This is a genomic window from Qipengyuania sp. GPGPB31 (genome assembly GCF_038396345.1).
In the GTDB taxonomy this organism is placed as follows: domain Bacteria; phylum Pseudomonadota; class Alphaproteobacteria; order Sphingomonadales; family Sphingomonadaceae; genus Qipengyuania; species Qipengyuania citrea.
The window spans coordinates 812,273-829,841 of record NZ_CP149572.1; the positions used below are offsets into that span (position 1 = coordinate 812,273).

A 17,569-nucleotide genomic window follows, 5' to 3' on the forward strand; every position below is an offset into this window, starting at 1 on the left:
CACGCGTGGCCGACAAGCAGGCAACCCTCGATCTGGGTGGTCAGACCCAGGAATTCCCCGTGCTGCAGGGCAGCGTTGGCCCCGACGTGGTCGACATCCGCAAGCTGTACGGCACCACCGGCAAGTTCACCTACGACCCGGGCTACAAGTCGACTGCCAGCTGCGAAAGCGCGCTGACCTATATCGACGGCGAAGAAGGCATCCTGCTGCACCGCGGCTATCCGATCGGCCAGCTGGCGGAAAATTCGTCGTTCATGGAAGTCGCCTACCTGCTGCTCAACGGCGAACTGCCGCAGCAGACCGAGCTCGACGATTTCACCTACACGATCACGCGGCACACCATGCTGCATGACCAGCTGCGCCAGTTCTACCAGGGTTTCCGCCGCGATGCGCACCCCATGGCGATCATGTGCGGCGTGGTCGGCGCGCTGTCGGCCTTCTATCACGACAGCACCGACATTTCGGATCCCGAGCAGCGCAAGATCGCCAGCCACCGGCTGATCGCCAAGATGCCGACCATCGCCGCCATGGCGTATAAGTATTCGGTCGGTCAGCCGATGATGCAGCCCGACAACTCGCTGAGCTACACGGGCAATTTCCTGCGCATGACCTTCGGCGTGCCGGCCGAGGAATATGAAATCCATCCCGCCATCGAGCGTGCAATGGATCGCATCTTCATCCTCCATGCCGACCACGAACAGAACGCCTCGACCTCGACCGTGCGACTGGCCGGTTCGTCGGGCGCGAACCCCTTCGCCTGCATCGCGGCCGGCATTGCCTGCCTGTGGGGTCCGGCGCACGGCGGCGCCAACGAGGCGGCGCTCAACATGCTGCAGGAAATCGGCTCGCCCGATCGCATCCCGCACTATATCGAGCGCGCCAAGGACAAGAACGACCCGTTCCGCCTGATGGGCTTCGGCCACCGCGTGTACAAGAACTACGATCCGCGCGCGACCGTGATGCAGCAGACGCTGCGTGAAGTGTTCGAAGCGCTGAACGTCAACGACCCGGTGTTCGAGACCGCGCTCAAGCTTGAAGAGCTCGCGCTCAACGACGACTACTTCAAGGAAAAGAAGCTTTTCCCGAACGTCGACTTCTACTCGGGCATCATCCTCAACGCGATCGGTTTCCCGACGACCATGTTCACCGCGCTGTTCGCACTCGCCCGCACCGTGGGCTGGGTCGCGCAGTGGAACGAAATGATCTCGGATCCCGCTCAGGTGATCGGCCGTCCGCGCCAGCTTTACACCGGCCCGACCGAACGCGATTACGTCCAGATCGGCCAGCGTTAAGGCTCACGCCAGGTAACACGAACGGGCCTTGCGAGGCGGCTTCCCGCCCCTCGCAAGGCCCGTTTTTCGTTGGGGATGCTACTGCCGCTGCGCGCGAGCGCGGCAACGGCAAGGCTTCAGCGCGGTGTCTGGCGCAAATCCTCTGCGGCCGGGACCGACAGCGTAAAGCGCGCGCCCTGCCCCGGCGCGCTTTCGACGGTCAGGTCGCCGTCCATCGCACGCGCGATGCGGCGCGAAATGTAGAGGCCGAGACCAGACCCGCCATCGCCGCTGCGCCCGAGCCGTTCGAACTTCTCGAAAATCCGTTCCTGCTGGTCTTCGCCCAGGCCGTGCCCTTGGTCGGCGACGGTGATCAGTGCGCGGCTGCCGATCCGGTCGAGCCGGATCCATACCTGGCTGTCATCCGGCGAATAGCGGATCGCATTGCCGACGAGATTGAGCAGGATCTGCAACACGCGCCGGAATTCGGCGATTGCCAGCTGGCTTTCCCCTTCGGGCGGCGCGACGAGCGTGATGCCCTTCTCGCGCGCGCGCACGCCGAGGATACCGCAGGCGCGCCGGGCCACATCCGCCAGTTCGATCCGGTCGGGCGCGGTCACGAAATCCTCGGATTCGACGACTTCGAGATCGGACAGATCATCAATCAGCGCGAGGAGGTGCTGCGCGGCGGTGGCGATATCGGCGGCGTAGGAACTGTATTCGTCGGCCAGCGGTCCCGCCAGCTTGGTCCGGATCGTCTCGGCGTTGGCGATGATCCGGTTGATCGGCTGGCGCAGGACGGGAGTGAGGTCGCGTCCGAACGACGGCCCTTCCGCGCCCTCGTCCTCGTCCTCGGCATCGCCCTTGGCCAGCGGCCGGTCGGCGGTCAGATAGAGCACGAAACCCGCGCTGCCGGGCTGCGACTGTCCCAGCGGTTCGAGATGCGCGGTCCAGTTGCGGTTCGACCCCGCGATGCTGCAACTCGCACCGTCGAGCAGGCGCCAGTGCAGCGGCTGCTGGTGGCTGGTGCCGGGCAGGTCGACCAGCTCGGTCCACGGCTTGCCGACCTTTGCCCGTGCTTGCTCGGAAAACTCGGCAAGGTCGGAAGCTTCGGTTTCGAGCGACAGGAGCCGCTGCTGCGAATCGAGTCGCGCGGTGCAGTCGGCCGTATGGCGGTTGATCTCGACGCGACGCCGGGCCGCTTCGATATCGTTCTCGGGCGGCAGTTCCTCGCTGTGCCAGCTGACCACGTCGATCGCGCAGCCATCGGATTCGCCCGCCTCGTTTGTCACCGGCGCGATTTCGACCCAGGCGGTGACCCGGTTCTCGCCGTCGATGGCTTCGAACTGGCGCGCGAGGCGCAGGCCATAACGCTGGGCCTTCTCGACCAGCGCAAGCAGTTCGGGAATGGCGATACGCGTACCCAGCGAACCACCGCAGGCATGCTGGAGGCGCGCGACGATTTCGTCCGCTTCGACCAGTCGCGCCTCGGCATCGGCGCGGGCCCGGGCGATATAATGGGTTCCAACAGTCGTCGCCATGGTTAGTCTACCTCGGTGAGCGGTGTATCGGCGATCAGCCGGCGGGCATCGTCGGGATCGATGGTAACGGCCTCGGCGGGCGGTTCGGCCTGCGGATTGATCCGCAGGACCTGTCGTTCGGCGTCCTCGCCCGACAGCCCTGCGGCGCGCAGGCCCAGCGCAAGGCGCGCAGTCTGGCGGTTGTTGGTCGACAGCACCGCAGCTGTGCGCGACTGGCCCGATCGCGTCGCCAGCGCTGTCAGGAACAGCGCCACGCCAGCGCGATCGATATCGAGCGCGCGCGCGCCCGCAGCCCCCATACCCGTCACGACCCGCGCAAGCAGCGACAGCCGCCCTGCGCCTTCGTCGAAACTGGAACGGAGCTTGGTTTCGGCCCGCATCATGGCATCCGAACGCAGCTGGTTGCTGAATTCGCGCCATCCGACCAGCAGGTCGTGCAGGAGGTCGCCCGGCAATTCGCTGAGCGGCAATTCCATGCGGCGCTGGGTCTGGGCGAAGCGCGCCTGTGCGGTCAATGCGGCCATCGCTGCGCCGGAGACGCCATCGTCGTCATGCGCGATGAGTTCCTGCACCAGCGGCGAGAGCACCGGATCGATGCCCGAACGCACTTCCAGCGCTTCCGCCAGCTGCCACTCGATCGCCAGCGAATGGCAATGCGCCAGCAGAGCGGGCCGTCCGACGAAATGTTCGGCCAGGGCTTCGCCGTGGCGTTCGACGAAGGTTTCGCGTTCGGACTGCCCCGCCGCCTCGGCCTGCGCACGCAGCACCTGCCAGGCGAGGTGGTGGCACATGCCGCGAACCCGGGCGACGATCTCGTCGCTGAACAACGAATGATCGGGCGTGGCCAGCAGATGCGTCAGGATCGGCGTGATCCGTGCAAGCGACGCATTGCCCTGCGCAAGGGCTTCGCGCAGCGAATCGTGGCCGGCGCCCTGCGGCTCGGATGCGGGATCAGGGATCGACATGACCGGTTGGTACCATCGCCATAGTTAAATGGCGGTTAGCCGCGCGGCGGTGCAGTGAGAAAAAGCGACACGAGAACGCCCAGCGCGACCACCGCGGCCGCGGGCTGGATCACGCCGAACAGCGCCGCGGGGATCAGCAGCGCCGTCAGCATGACGCGATCGGCATAGCTGCGGCGCCAGTCGCGCTGCGCCAACCGCTCGCCCAGGTGCAGCAGGCCGAACAGGACCGCAGGCACGAAAAGCCGCAGCCAGGCGGTGTCTTCAGGCGATGCGAGGACGATCAGCAGGACGATCACGGGATCGATGAGGATGGCCAGGGCCTGCACCAGCAAGGGCACGCGCGGACGGACCTGGCCCGCCGACGATACACGGCGCACCACCGCCTCCATCGCGAACAGCAACGCGGCGACCGCAGCGAGGCCGAAACCGGGCACCAGCCACCCGAATACTGCAACGGCCAGCGCAAGCACGGCGGCCGCAGCCGAACCCAGCGCGAGGAAGCGTGCCAGATTGCCGCGCATCGTATCGCGCGCGAGCCGCGCCCCCATGCGTTCCGCGACAGCAAGGCCGGGGGCCTTGAACGGCGCGACGTCGGCATGCCCCGCCACCCAGCTGCGTTCGCGCACTGCAAGCTGTTCGGGCGCCGGGTCGTTGAGCCAGATATCCTCGTCGAGCAGGCGGGTCTCGAGCGGATAGGTCCGCGTGCCCGATTGCAGCGCGATACGCAGCAGCGCGGAGGGCGTATCGACATCGTCGGGCAATTGCGCGAGCTGTTCGACCGCCTGCCCCCTCGTCAGCAGGACGCCGGCCCAGGCGAAATGCGCATCGATGCGCTCATAGCCGCGCTGCACCGCAGGATCCTCGGGAAAGACCAGCACGCCCGGCTTGGCCAGCTGCCGCAGCACCGCCTCCTCTTCGGGCAGCACGCCCGGCGCCATGACCAGCAATTCGTCCGATGCACTCACCATGCCCGACAGCTTGCGGGGTTCGTGCAGCGCGATGAAACGCGCACCGGCGGCCTCCGCCCGGTGCTGGAGTTCGATCACCTCGCGGCCGACCGCCTGCGCGAGACAGGCGATGGTTTCGCATCCCGCAGCCAGCGCGATGTCGAGCTGGCGTTCTACCAGCCTCGCGCCGGCAAGCAGGCGAAAGGGAGCCGGCACCTGCTGCGGGCCGGTCTGGCGATCGAGCACGGACAGCAGGGCGACGCGCACGCAGGACTCCGGTTGGCGGTTCGACGGGTGGTCATGCTTCTAGGTGTGCAGAGCAGCTTCCGCCAAGGGTGCGGCGGCGGTTTCCCTCAGTTGAGAGCGGCGATGACGCTTTCGATGCGGCTGATCACCGTGGGTTCTCCCGGTGCCCCGGCGCGGGCTTCTTCGGCGAGATCCATCAGTTCGGTTGCATGAAAGCTCGCGGCCAGTTTCCCGAGCCGCTCGGCCGCCATTGCCCAATTGGCATCGCACCGGGCCCGGCGCAGCAGGTCGTGATGCGCCGACGCGCTCTGCACGAACGCCTGCTTCAGGTCTTCCCGCAGGGCGAAGTCGTCCCCGGCAGCATGGGCCAGCGCGGCTTCGAAACCTGTAGTGTGATAGGCCATCGGGCAACCGTAAGCGCGAGGCGGTTAATTCAGGTTTAAGCCTGATCGCTTTGGTGGTAGTTTGCCCCATTATGAGAAAGCGCTCGCTTATCCAGGCCGTCGATCAGACGCCTGACGAAACCCATGAGGAAACCGTTGTTTCCGAAGAGTTTGTCGCAGAAACTTCGCCGGAACTCGAAGAAGACGACGAGGTGGTCTGGGACGATGAGTCCGCGGCCCGGCGGCGCTTTACCTGGCTGCTCCCAGCTGCCGCGATCCTAGCGATAGCGGGCTGGACGGCGTTTTTTGCCTGGGCGCATGCCAGCCAGCTGATGGCCTTCCCCACGCCCCGCGCCTGGACCGCGCTGGTCACCCAATGGGCAGTGCCCGTCCTGCTGGTAATCGGCGTATGGCTTCTGGCAATGCGCAATTCGGCCCGCGAAGCGCGCCGCTTCGCCACTGTCGCCCACGATCTGTCAGCGCAGAGCGCCGAACTGGAAAGCCGGCTGGCAACGATCAACCGCGAACTCAGCCTCGCGCGCGAATTCCTGACCAGCCAGACGCGCGATCTCGACTATCTCGGTCGGACCGCGACCGACCGGCTGTCCGAACATGCCGACCGGTTGCAGGCGCTGGTCGCGGACAATGGCGAACAGGTCGAAGCGATCGCACGTGTGAGCGTTACCGCTCTGGAAAACATGGACAAACTCCGCGACAACCTGCCTGTTGTCGCCAGCTCGGCCAAGGATGTGTCGAACCAGATCGGTAGCGCCGGCCGCGAAGCGCAGAACCAGCTCGACGGGCTGGTTGACGGTTTCGCCAGGCTCAACGAGTTCGGCTGTGCGAGCGAGCGGCAGGTCGCCTCGCTACGCGAGCGGATCGATGGCGCGCTCGAGGCTTTTTCACAGCAGGCCGATCATCTCGCCGAGATCGCCGATCGGCGGTTCTCGGAACTGCGCGAGGGCAGCGAGGATTTCCGCGGCGAACTCGACCGCCGCGAAGTCGAGGCGTTGGCATCGCTGCGCACCCGCTTCGACAAGCTGCGCAGCGAATTCGCCGAGACCGAGACCGCTACCGCGGCGGACCGTGAAACCGCGGTCGCCAGCCTGACCGAGCGGCTCGCCGCCATTCGCGAGGAAACCGCGCATGCGGCGGCGACCATACGCAAAGGCGAAGCGCAAGCGATGAACGCATGGCAAGAGCAGATCGAGGCCATGCGCGAGAGGATGAACGACGCCGTCGAGGAAATCGCCCGCGTCGATGATGCCGCGCTGGAAGCGGCCAATGCCAAGCTTGCGGCACTGGCTGCCGAGGCCGAACGCGTCGATAACCGGATTGCCGAACGCAATCGGATGTTCGCGCAGGAGACCACCGAGCGACAGGTCGCCATGGCCGAGGCCGAAGAGGCAGCCCAGCAACGCCTGACCCAGCGGCTCGCCGCGCTCGACGAAGCGATTGCCGATCGCCGGGCGGCGCAGGCCGAACAGCTGTCGCTCATGGCTGCGGAAGGCGACGAACTGGGCGAACGCATCGCGGCGCTCGGTACGGTGTTCGCGGCCATTGCCGAACAGGGCCGCGAGGCGCGGACCGAACTCGCCGACGGGATCGGCGCGCTCAACGCGAAACTGGCGGACAGCCGCGGCGCGCTCGACGGGACCGAGACAGCGGTATCGCAGCTGACCGACGCCAGCGTCCGCCTGCTCGAGCTGATCCAGGCGAGCGCGAAGCACAGCCGCGACGATCTGCCGCAGGCGATGGAGGCAAGCGAAGCGCGGCTGGACCGGATCGAACAGCGCGCCGAAGAGGTGAAGGCGCTGCTCGACCAGGCGAAATCCGCCGGCGAAGCGCTGACCGCGAGCATGGATACCGCCGAGGCGCGCAGCCGCGAGGCAATGGACGGGATCGAGGTGTTCCAGAACCGTTTCGGCGAAACCGCGTCCGAGCATGCCCATGAAATCGCCCGGCTGCGCGGCAGCATTGCCACGCTGGGCGAGGAGAGCGCCGGGGTTTCCGAACAGGCGCAGACCGCGCTGCGCGATGCGATCACCGCGCTCGAAACCAGCGCACGCGAAGCGCTGGCTGCGATCGAGACCGAACAGGCCGAACGCATCGCCGGGATCGCGCGCGAGGTCGGCCAGCAGAGCGCCGAGGCGATCGACCACGCGCTGCGCGAGCAGACCGCGCATGCGCTGACCGAACTGGACGCCGCGAGCGAGCGTTCCGCCGCAGCGGGACGCGAGATCACGCGGCAGCTGCGCGACCAGCTGGCCAAGGTCAACGAACTGACCGCCAATCTGGAAAGCCGCATTGCCCACGCGCGCGAACGCGCGGCCGAGGACGTGGACAATGATTTCTCACGCCGTGTCGCGCTGATCAGCGAAAGCCTCAATTCGAACGCGATCGACATCACCAAGGCACTGTCGACCGATGTGACCGATACCGCGTGGACCAGCTATCTGCGCGGCGACCGGGGGATCTTCACCCGGCGCGCGGTCCGCCTGCTCGACAACACCGAGGCGCGCGAGATCGCGGAACTGTACGATGCGGACCACGATTTCCGCGACCATGTCAGCCGCTACATCCACGATTTTGAAGCGATGCTGCGCACGCTGCTGTCCACGCGCGACGGCAATGCCATCAGCGTGACGCTGCTCAGCAGCGATATGGGCAAGCTCTATGTAGTGCTGGCGCAGGCGCTGGAACGGCTGCGCCAGTGATCAGCCCGCCGACGGGCCCCACAGGATGATGTCGTCCACGGTGATCCATCCGTAGATGTAGTTGAGCACGTAAAGCGTGGTGACGACCGCGGAGAGGATCACCGCGCGCAGCAGCAAACGGCCGGCGCGGAATTCCACCGGCGCGCTATCGGCCTGCCCGGGGATTTTCTCGATCCCCGCCTCGTCATGCGTGCGCACGCCGAAGGGCAGCAGCACGAAGGCGCTGAACACAAAGAACAGGAAATAGATCGCGAGAATGCTGGTCCACTGCATGGCTGCGCCTCCTACAGATTGGGTACGATCACGCGCACCTGCGGTCGCTTGCCCGACCAGCGCTGCGCCGCCCGGCGCGCGGCGAGCCGCGCAGCCTCGTGAACGCTTGCCTCGTCGCGCCGGTCGCCGCCGCGAAGCTTGCCGATCGCGGCGGTGATGTCCCGCGTCGCTTCGGCAACGAAATCGTCGTAATCCTCGTCCAGCGGCAACCCCAGGCTGTCGATCCGCGGGTTGAGATCGCCGTCGAGCGCGACGATGAGCACGCCTTCGCGCATGATCCGGCGCCGCATGGCGATCGCCTCGCCATCGGCCGGGATGATGAGATCGCCATCGAGCACCAGGCGGCCCGCCTTCACTTCGGCAATCTTGCCGGGCGCACCGGGCGCGAGCCGCACGAGATCGCCGTTCTGCTGGACGACCTGGTCGGGTATCGCGCATTCCTTACCCAGCCTGCCCTGCTCCTGCATGTGGCGCATCTCGCCATGCACGGGGACGAGGATGTCCGGCCGGATCCAGCCATAGAGCGCTTCCAGCTCGGGGCGGCCCGGATGGCCCGACACGTGGATCATGCTCTGCCGGTCGGTGACCATGGTGATACCGCGCGCAGCGAGCTTGTTCTGCACGATCCCGATCGACAGTTCATTGCCCGGGATCTGCCGGCTCGAAAACAGCACGACATCGCCGCTGACCAGTTCGATCGGGTGGTTTTCGTCCGCCACCCGCGCCAGCGCGGCGCGCGGTTCGCCCTGCCCGCCGGTCGCAATGATCAGCACTTCGCCGCGAGGCAGCCCCATCGCGGTGTCGAAATCGACCGGGTCGGGGAAGTCCTGCAGATAGCCGTTATCCTGCGAGACCTCGATGATGCGGTCGAGCGAGCGGCCGGCGACGCAAACCTGGCGGCCGGTTTCGCGCGCGACATCGCCCAGCGTCTGGAGCCGTGCGACATTGCTGGCGAAGGTGGTCACCATCACCCGCTTGCCCGCATGGCGCTGCACTTCCTCGAGCAAGCCCTTGTAGACCGCCCCTTCCGAACCGCTCGGCGCGGGATTGAAGACATTGGTGCTGTCGCAGACCAGCGCCAGCACGCCCTCGTCGCCGATCGCGACCAGTTCTTCCTCGGTCGTCGGTTCGCCGATGATGGGGTCTTCGTCGAGCTTCCAGTCACCGGTGTGGAAGATCCGCCCGTGCGGGGTATCGATCAGCAGCGCATTGCCTTCGGCGATCGAATGCGCGAGCGGGATATAGGTCACCTCGAACGGGCCGACGGCGAACTGGCCGTGGTCCTCTTCGATGACATGCAGCTCGACCTCGTCGACCAGGCCCGCTTCCTTGAGCTTGCGGCGGACGAGGTCGGCGGTGAACGGCGTGGCATAGATCGGCACGCCGAGATCGGCGGCGAAATAGGGGACCGCACCGATGTGGTCTTCATGCGCATGCGTCAGCACGATGGCTTCGAGCTGATGGGCGCGTTCCTCGATGAATTCCAGATCGGCGAACACCAGGTCGACGCCGGGATACTGGTCGCCCGAGAAGGTCATTCCCAGATCGACCATCAGCCATTTGCCCTGGCAGCCATAGAGATTGACGTTCATGCCGATTTCGCCCGAACCGCCGAGCGCGAGGAACAGCAGTTCGTCTTCGGGGGTGAAGTCCTTCTTCACGCGGCGCGCCCTGCCAGAATGGCAAGCCCTTCGAGCGTGAGGTCGGGATCGACCACGTCGAACAGGTCGGTGTGTTCATCAAACAGGATCGCCAGGCCCCCTGTCGCGACCACCTTGGCGGGACGTCCGATTTCAGCCTTCATGCGGGCAACAAGTCCTTCGATCAGAGATACATAGCCCCAGAAAACCCCGATCAGCATCTGGTCCTCGGTGTTGCGACCGATGACGCTGTCGCTTTCGGGCTTCTCGATGGCGATCCGCGGCAATTTGGCCGTGTTCCCTACCAGCGCGTCAAGCGACAGATTGATCCCGGGCGCAATGATGCCGCCCTTGTAGGCGCCGTTGAAATCGACGACGTCGAATGTCGTCGCGGTACCGAAATCGATGACGATAAGATCGCCGTCGTGCTTGGCATGCGCCGCAATGGTGTTGAGCGCGCGGTCCGCACCCAGCGAGCTGGGCTGTTCGATATCCAGCTCGATTCCCCAGGCCGCCTTGTCCTGGCCCGCGATGAGCGGCGTGATCCCGAGATACTTTTCCGACAGGACCGTGAGATTGTGGATCGCCTTGGGAACGACCGAGCCGATGATCACCTGATCGATCTCGCCGCTGTCGAAGCCCTGGAATTCGGCCAGTTGCAGCAGCCATACGGCATATTCGTCGCCCGTCCGGCGCGGGTCGGAGGCGATCCGCCAGCGCGCCTTGATCTCGCCCTTGTCGATCAGCGCGAAGACAACATTGGTATTTCCGACATCGGCGGCGAGCAGCATGGCTCAGCTCTCCTCGTTTGCGAGCATCACGTCGCCCGCATGGATGGCACGGGTCGATCCGTCCGCCAAGCGCAGCGACAACGCGCCGTCGGGGGTCAAACCGGCAAAGGCGCCTTCGATCCGCTCCTCGCCCGGCGGTTGCACGGTCAGCCGCGTGCCGGGCGGGTGGGCCACGCTGGCCCAGCGCCGCGTGAGCGGTTCGAGGCCGTAGGTGCGCCACCGCTCGAGTTCGCGGTCGAAGGCCTCGGCCAGGGTGCGGGCGAACATGTCGCGATCGGGCGCGGGCCCCAGTTCGGCCAGCGCCACGGTCTTGCGGTCGGGCAGGTCGGGCGCGGCAGCCAAGTTCACGCCCATGCCGACGATGATCCTGTCGCCTTCGCGTTCGAGCAGGATGCCGGCCAGCTTGGCATCGCCGAGCATGAGATCGTTGGGCCATTTTAGCCGCAGCTTGCCGGGTTCGGCCAGCACGGCGGACACGGCCTCGTAGGCCGCCACGCCCGCGACCAGCGCCAGCGTTGCCGGGGCGGGATCGCGCGGCGAAATGCGAACCGCGGTCGAGCCCATGAAATTGCCGCTGCCGTCGAACCAGCTGCGTCCCTGCCGCCCGCGCCCCGCGACCTGCCGATCGGCCACCAGCCAGTGACCCTCGGCCACCACCTCGCCCGCGCGCACCTGCGCGGCGAGATCGGAATTGGTCGAACCGGTTTCGGTTACGAAGCGGATCACATCGCAGCGACGAAGGATGCCGCGGCCTGCGCCGTCCATTCACCCAGCGGGATGGTCAGCAGGTAGCCGAGCGGCGACAGGATCGCGACGCACACGCCCAGCACGGCCCAGTGGCTCACCGGGCTGCTCGTCTCGACATCGCGCGTGGGTTCGTCGAAGAACATCACCTTGATGAACTTGAGGTAATAGAACGCGCCGATCACGCTGGCGGCGATCCCGATAGCCGCCAGTGCGACCAGATCGGCCTGCACGGCGGCCTGGAACACCACGAACTTGCCCCAGAACCCGAACAGCGGCGGAATGCCCGCGAGGCTGAACATCAGCACCAGCAGGCACCAGGCGAGCGCCGGCCGCCGGGTCGAGAGCCCGGCAATATCGGCGAAGGTTTCGAGGTTCTGACCGGCCGGGTCGCGCAGCATCAACAGCGCGGTGAAGCTGCCGATCACCATGGCGACGTAGATCGTCAGATAGGTCAGCACGCTGGCGACGCCCGCCGCGGTCGCGGCGGCAAGACCGATGAGGATGAAGCCGACGTTGTTGATCGACGAATAGGCCAGCAGGCGTTTGAGGTTCTGCTGCCCGATGGCGCCGAGCGCGCCCACCACGATCGATGCCAGCGCGGCGAAGATGATGATCTGCCGCCAAGCATCGACTTCGCCCGCGAAGGGATCCATCGCGATCCGCACCAGCACGCCCATCGCCGCGACCTTGGGTGCGCTGGCGAAGAAGGCCGTGACCGGCGTCGGTGCGCCTTCGTAAACGTCGGGGGTCCACATGTGGAACGGCACGGCGCTGATCTTGAAGGCGACACCCGCCAGCACGAAGACGACGCCGAACAATGCACCGGTGGAGAAATCGAGCGCAAAGGCGGCGCGGATGCCGTCGTAATTGGTCGAACCGGTGAAACCGTAGACCAGGCTGACGCCGTAGAGGATGATGCCCGACGCCAGCGCGCCGAGCACGAAGTACTTGAGCCCGGCCTCGCTCGACCGGTCGTCCTGCCGCAGGAAGCTGGCCAGCACGTAGCTCGACAGGCTCGACATTTCGAGACCGATGTAGAGCGTCATCAGGTCGGTGGCGGACACCATGATGCCCATGCCGACCGCGTTGAACAGCATCAGCACGGGATATTCGGCGCGGTAACCGCCCAGCTGGGTGAAGAAACGCGGGGTGACGATCAGGACCGCCGCCGAGGCGAGATAGATCAGCACCTTGCCGAAGCTGCCGAAGGCATCGGCACGGTAAAGATCGCCAAAAGCCCGTTCGGCGACTTCGCTTGCGCTGCGGTCGAACAAGCCGATGCTGAAGATCGCTGCACCGACGAGCGCGGCCACGGCGATGATGGTCAGCAGGCGGGCGGACCGGTCCCCGTTCCATGCGGCGAGCAGCAGCAGGACGAGCGCGGTGATCGACAGGCCGATTTCCGCCGCGGTGAGATAGAGCGAGGTAGCGTAGGACATCAGTGCGCTCCCTCTTCACCGCGGGCTTCGCCATGCGCGGATCCGACGTAATTGGCATTGTGTTCGCGCGGCGTGCCGATGGTGTTGTCGGCATCGAAATCGGGTGCGGCGCGTGCCACGCGCGCCTCGAGAGCGGCAATATCCTGACGCATGGGGGCTAGGAAGCTTTCCGGATAGACGCCCATCCACAGCACGGCGGCTGCGATCGGGGCGAGCATGGCCCATTCGCGGGCGTTGAGGTCGGGCATGCGCGCGGCATCTTCGTTGACCTGAAGCCCGAAGACGACGCGGCGGTAGAGATACAGCATGTAGGCGGCACCGAGGATGATCCCGGTGGTGCAGACCAGCGTGACCAGCGTTGAGACCTTGTAGAGGCCCGCCAGCGCAAGAAATTCGCCGACGAAGTTGCTGGTGCCCGGCAGGCCGATCGAGGCCATCGTGAACAGCAGGAAGAACAGCGCATAGCGCGGCATGTTGATGGCGAGGCCGCCATAGCGCGCGATCTCGCGCGTGTGCAGCCGGTCGTAGATCACGCCGACGCACAGGAACAGCGCGCCCGAGACCAGCCCGTGGCCCAGCATGACCATCACCGCGCCTTCGATGCCCTGCGCGTTGAACGCGAAGATTCCCGCGGTCACGATCGCCATATGCGCGACCGAGGAATAGGCGATGAGCTTCTTCATGTCGCTCTGCACCAGCGCGACAAGCGAGGTGTAGATCACCGCGATCATCGACAGGACGAAGACGAACCAGGTGAACTGCGCGCTGGCTTCGGGGAACATCGGCAGGCTGAAGCGGATGAAGCCGTAGCCGCCCAGCTTGAGCAGCACGCCCGCGAGGATGACCGATCCGGCGGTCGGCGCCTGCACGTGGGCATCGGGCAGCCAGGTATGCACCGGCCACATCGGCATCTTCACGGCGAAGCTGGCGAAGAAGGCCAGCCATAACCAGGTCTGCGCCTGCGGCGAGAAGTCGTAGTTCAGCAGCGTCGGGATATCGGTCGTGCCCGCTTCGTTCGCCATCCACAGCATCGCGATCAGCATCAGGACCGAACCGAGCAGCGTGTAGAGGAAGAATTTGTACGAGGCGTAGATGCGGTTATCGCCGCCCCATACGCCGATGATCAGGTACATCGGGATCAGGCCGGCTTCGAAGAAGATGTAGAACAGGAACATGTCCTGCGAGGCGAAGACGCCGATCATCAGCACTTCCATCAGCAGGAAGGCGCTCATGTATTCGCCGACGCGCTTGCTGATCGCATCCCAGCTGGCGAGGATGCAGATGGGCATCAGGAACACGCTGAGCATGATCAGCATCAGCGCGATCCCGTCGATCCCCAGCGCATAGCTGAAGCCCGCGAAGATCTCCGCGCGTTCGGTAAACTGCCACTGCGCCCCGCCGATATCGTAATTGAGCCACAGCAACACGCCGAGCGCGAGATCGACCAGCGTGGCCACCAGCGCGATCATGCGCGCGGTGTGCGCACCAAGGAACAGGCAGGCGATAGCGCCGGCCAGCGGCACGGCGAGCATCAGCGAAAGGATGGGGAATTCCATCAGAACAGCACCCAGGTGATGGCGGCGACGAGCCCGAGGAGCATCACCAGCGCATAGCTATACAGATATCCGGTCTGGAAGCGGCGGGCGCCAACGGCCCCCTTCTCGACCACCCAGGCAATGCCATTGGGGCCGAAGCGGTCGATCGTGCCGACATCACCGAGTTTCCAGAACTGGCGCCCCAGCCAGAAGGCGGGGACGATGAACAGGTAGTGATAGAGCTCGTCGAAATACCACTTGTTGTAGAGGAAGCGGTAGATCGGCCCGAGCTGTTCGGCCGTCTTGCCCGGAATGCTGGTGTCCTTGATATAGGCCAGCCAGGCGACGAACAGGCCGATCAGCATGACGATGAAGGCGGCGTATTTCACCAGATAGGGCACGCCGTGCATCGCGTGGATGAGCGGTTCGTTGTAGAAGATCGAGCTGCCCCAGAACGCGGCATCATCGAGGAAGGTCGGCGCGAAAATCTGTCCGGCCAGGACCGCACCGATCGACAGCACGCCCAGCGGGATCAGCATCGACAGCGGGCTTTCATGCGGATGATAGCCGCCGGTCGTGTCCTCGCCCGCTTCGGCGGGGGTCTTGTGAACCGAATGCTGGATGTGCTCGCTCTCGATCCAGCGCGGCTTGCCCCAGAAGGTGAGGAACATCAGCCGCCAGCTGTAGAAGCTGGTCAGCAGCGCGGCGAAGGTGCCCATCCAGAAGGCGAAATTGCCCAGCTCTGTCCCGCGGCCATAGGCCACTTCAAGGATCGCGTCCTTCGACCAGAAGCCGGCGAAGCCTGCACCGAGATGATAGATGCCCACGCCGGTAATCGCCAGCGTACCCATCATCATCGCCCAGAAAGTCAGCGGGATGTGCTTCCGCAGCTCACCGTAATAGCGCATGTCCTGTTCGTGGTGCATCGCATGGATGACCGAGCCCGCACCCAGGAACAGCAGCGCCTTGAAGAAGGCGTGAGTGAACAGGTGGAACATCGCCACGCCATATGCGCCGACGCCCGCGGCAAAGAACATGTAGCCCAGCTGCGAACAGGTCGAATAGGCGATCACGCGCTTGATGTCCCACTGCGTGGTGCCGACTGTGGCGGCAAAGATGCAGGTGGCAGCGCCGATGAAGGTCACCATGCCCAGCGCCACGGGCGCGGTTTCGAACATGGGCGAAAGGCGGCAGACCATGAACACGCCCGCGGTCACCATGGTCGCGGCATGGATCAGTGCCGACACCGGCGTCGGGCCTTCCATCGCGTCGGGCAGCCAGGTGTGCAGGCCGAGCTGCGCCGATTTGCCCATCGCGCCGATGAACAGCAGGATGCACAGCACGTCCATCGTCTGCACGGTGAAGCCGAGGAAGCCGATCGTCGCCCCGCTCATACCGGGCGCGGCGGCGAGTATTTCGGTGATCGAGACGGTGTCGAACACCAGATAGGTGCCGAAAATGCCCAGCATGAAGCCAAGGTCGCCGACGCGGTTGACCACGAAGGCCTTGATCGCGGCGGCATTGGCACTCGGCTTGCGGAACCAGAAACCGATCAGCAGGTAGGATGCCAGGCCCACGCCTTCCCAACCGAAGAACATCTGGACGAGGTTGTCCGCCGTCACCAGCATCAGCATGGCGAAGGTGAACAGCGACAGATAGGCGAAGAACCGCGGCTGGTCGGGGTCTTCGTCCATATAGCCCCAGCTGTAGAGGTGGACGAGCGCCGAAACGGTGTTGATCACCACCAGCATGACCGCGGTCAGCGTATCGACGCGCAGCGCCCAGTCGAATGCCAGCGTGCCCGACTGGATCCAGGTAAGCACCGGCACCACGGTCGCTTCGGACGATCCGCCCACGAAGCCGAGGAAAATCGGCCAGCTGAGCGCGGCGCTGATGAACAGCGCCCCGGTGGTCACCGCCTTGGCGAAGACCGGCGGCGCGGCCTTGTTGGTCAGGCCGGCGACGAGCGCCGCCAGCAGCGGCAGGAATACGATAAAGAGGATCGGGTGCACGGGTGCTTATCCCTTCAACCGGTCGACGTCGTCGACGGCAATCGTGCCACGGCTACGGAAATAGGTGACGAGAATGGCGAGACCGACGGCGGCTTCGCCCGCTGCCACGGTCAGCACGAACATGGCGAAGACCTGCCCCACCAGATCGCCGAGAAAGGCGCTGAACGCGACCAGCTGGAGATTGACGCTGAGCAGGATCAGTTCGATCGCCATCAGGATGACGATGATGTTCTTCCGGTTCAGGAAGATACCCAGCACGCCCAGCACGAACAGGATCGCGCTGACCACGATATAGTGTTCGATGCCGATCACAGCTCGACCCCCCTGCCCACTTCGGGCTGTTTCATGACGGTTGCCTCGTCCGGATTGCGGCGCACCTGGCGGGTAATGTCCTGCTGGCCGCGCGCACCGTCGGGGCGCTTACGGTGCGTCAGCACGATCGCGCCGACCATTGCCACCAGCAGGATCAGGCCTGCGGCTTCGAACAGGAAGATATAGTCGCGGTACAGCACCGCGCCGATGCTGGCGGTATTGGATTCCCCGAGGATGGGGGCAGCAGCGCCGCTGGCGACGCCCAGGTCGATCCGCCCGGCCTGATAGGCACCGATCCCGAAGATCAGCTCGGCAGCGAGCACCAGCGCGATCGCGATACCCAGCGGGAAGTTCTTGATGAAGCCCGCGCGCAGTTCTGCAAAGTCGATGTCGAGCATCATCACCACGAACAGGAACAGCACCGCGACTGCGCCGACATAGACGATGACCATCAGCGCGGCGATGAATTCGGCGCCGACGAGGACCATCAGCCCGGCCGCATTGAAGAAGGCGAGGATCAGCCACAGCACCGAATGCACCGGGTTGCGCGACATGATGACCATGACGGCGCTGGCGATGACCAGTGCTGCGAACAGGTAAAAGGCGATAGTCTGTATCACTTTTCCCTCAAACCTCTTGCGTCACGCCCGCAAAGGCGGGGGTCCGGATAACGTTGCATGGTGCCACTGCCGCCTGATGAATCCGCGCCTGCGCGGGGATGACGGAAATGGTGGTGAGTTGGTATGCCCC

At 65.3% G+C, this 17,569-nt stretch carries 15 protein-coding genes; 2 read left to right on the forward strand and 13 right to left on the reverse strand.

The genetic code is table 11. The features are described from left to right. Positions 1 to 5: 5 nt before the first annotated feature. A complete protein-coding gene (locus tag WKH79_RS04195) occupies positions 6 to 1,292 on the forward strand; it encodes a citrate synthase (protein ID WP_050601243.1) in 1,287 nt (428 codons plus the stop codon). Positions 1,293 to 1,408: 116 nt separating this feature from the next. Here WKH79_RS04195 and WKH79_RS04200 read toward each other — a convergent pair whose 3' ends face one another. From WKH79_RS04200 to WKH79_RS04215, 4 genes are all read right to left on the reverse strand, one after another. Continuing rightward, positions 1,409 to 2,812 (reverse strand): HAMP domain-containing sensor histidine kinase, encoded by a 1,404-nt coding sequence (locus WKH79_RS04200; RefSeq protein WP_341859699.1) that lies wholly within the window; start codon positions 2,810 to 2,812, stop codon positions 1,409 to 1,411. A 2-nt stretch (positions 2,813 to 2,814) separates the two neighbouring features. Further along, a complete protein-coding gene (locus tag WKH79_RS04205; RefSeq protein WP_160766772.1) occupies positions 2,815 to 3,777 on the reverse strand; it encodes a hypothetical protein in 963 nt (320 codons plus the stop codon). Positions 3,778 to 3,812: 35 nt separating this feature from the next. Then, positions 3,813 to 4,991: a hypothetical protein gene (locus tag WKH79_RS04210; protein WP_341859700.1), complete on the reverse strand. Its 1,179-nt coding sequence runs from the start codon at positions 4,989 to 4,991 to the stop codon at positions 3,813 to 3,815. Positions 4,992 to 5,077: 86 nt separating this feature from the next. Beyond that, positions 5,078 to 5,374, reverse strand: coding sequence for a hypothetical protein (locus WKH79_RS04215; RefSeq protein ID WP_063505397.1), 297 nt, complete (start codon positions 5,372 to 5,374; stop codon positions 5,078 to 5,080). 71 nt (positions 5,375 to 5,445) lie between these two features. Between WKH79_RS04215 and WKH79_RS04220 the strand changes: the two genes are divergently transcribed. Beyond that, positions 5,446 to 8,070 (forward strand): ATPase, encoded by a 2,625-nt coding sequence (locus WKH79_RS04220; protein ID WP_341859701.1) that lies wholly within the window; start codon positions 5,446 to 5,448, stop codon positions 8,068 to 8,070. Here WKH79_RS04220 and WKH79_RS04225 read toward each other — a convergent pair whose 3' ends face one another. From WKH79_RS04225 to WKH79_RS04265, 9 genes are read right to left on the reverse strand one after another with little or no spacing between them, the layout of a single operon-like run. After that, on the reverse strand, positions 8,071 to 8,343 hold the full coding sequence (locus WKH79_RS04225) for a DUF1467 family protein (protein ID WP_050601237.1): 273 nt from the start codon (positions 8,341 to 8,343) through the stop codon (positions 8,071 to 8,073). Between the two features lie 11 nt (positions 8,344 to 8,354). Next, positions 8,355 to 10,004: a ribonuclease J gene (locus WKH79_RS04230; protein WP_197459560.1), complete on the reverse strand. Its 1,650-nt coding sequence runs from the start codon at positions 10,002 to 10,004 to the stop codon at positions 8,355 to 8,357. Continuing rightward, positions 10,001 to 10,774: a type III pantothenate kinase gene (locus tag WKH79_RS04235; protein WP_063505398.1), complete on the reverse strand. Its 774-nt coding sequence runs from the start codon at positions 10,772 to 10,774 to the stop codon at positions 10,001 to 10,003. Before WKH79_RS04235 ends, WKH79_RS04230 begins: the two co-directional genes overlap by 4 nt. Positions 10,775 to 10,777: 3 nt before the next feature. Then, entirely contained in the window at positions 10,778 to 11,500 is a 723-nt protein-coding gene (locus tag WKH79_RS04240) for a biotin--[acetyl-CoA-carboxylase] ligase (protein ID WP_341860091.1), read from the reverse strand. Beyond that, complete coding sequence (gene nuoN / locus WKH79_RS04245) at positions 11,497 to 12,960, reverse strand: NADH-quinone oxidoreductase subunit NuoN (RefSeq protein WP_341859702.1); 1,464 nt, start codon at positions 12,958 to 12,960, stop codon at positions 11,497 to 11,499. The genes WKH79_RS04240 and nuoN overlap by 4 nt, the downstream gene beginning before the upstream one ends. Then, complete coding sequence (locus WKH79_RS04250) at positions 12,960 to 14,516, reverse strand: NADH-quinone oxidoreductase subunit M (RefSeq protein WP_341859703.1); 1,557 nt, start codon at positions 14,514 to 14,516, stop codon at positions 12,960 to 12,962. Before WKH79_RS04250 ends, nuoN begins: the two co-directional genes overlap by 1 nt. After that, positions 14,516 to 16,507, reverse strand: a complete 1,992-nt coding sequence (gene nuoL, locus WKH79_RS04255; protein ID WP_050601233.1) for an NADH-quinone oxidoreductase subunit L — start codon at positions 16,505 to 16,507, stop codon at positions 14,516 to 14,518. Before nuoL ends, WKH79_RS04250 begins: the two co-directional genes overlap by 1 nt. A gap of 6 nt (positions 16,508 to 16,513) precedes the next feature. Continuing rightward, entirely contained in the window at positions 16,514 to 16,819 is a 306-nt protein-coding gene (gene nuoK / locus WKH79_RS04260; RefSeq protein ID WP_050601232.1) for an NADH-quinone oxidoreductase subunit NuoK, read from the reverse strand. After that, positions 16,816 to 17,439, reverse strand: a complete 624-nt coding sequence (locus WKH79_RS04265; RefSeq protein WP_050601231.1) for an NADH-quinone oxidoreductase subunit J — start codon at positions 17,437 to 17,439, stop codon at positions 16,816 to 16,818. The genes nuoK and WKH79_RS04265 overlap by 4 nt, the downstream gene beginning before the upstream one ends. Between the last annotated feature and the right edge of the window lie 130 nt (positions 17,440 to 17,569).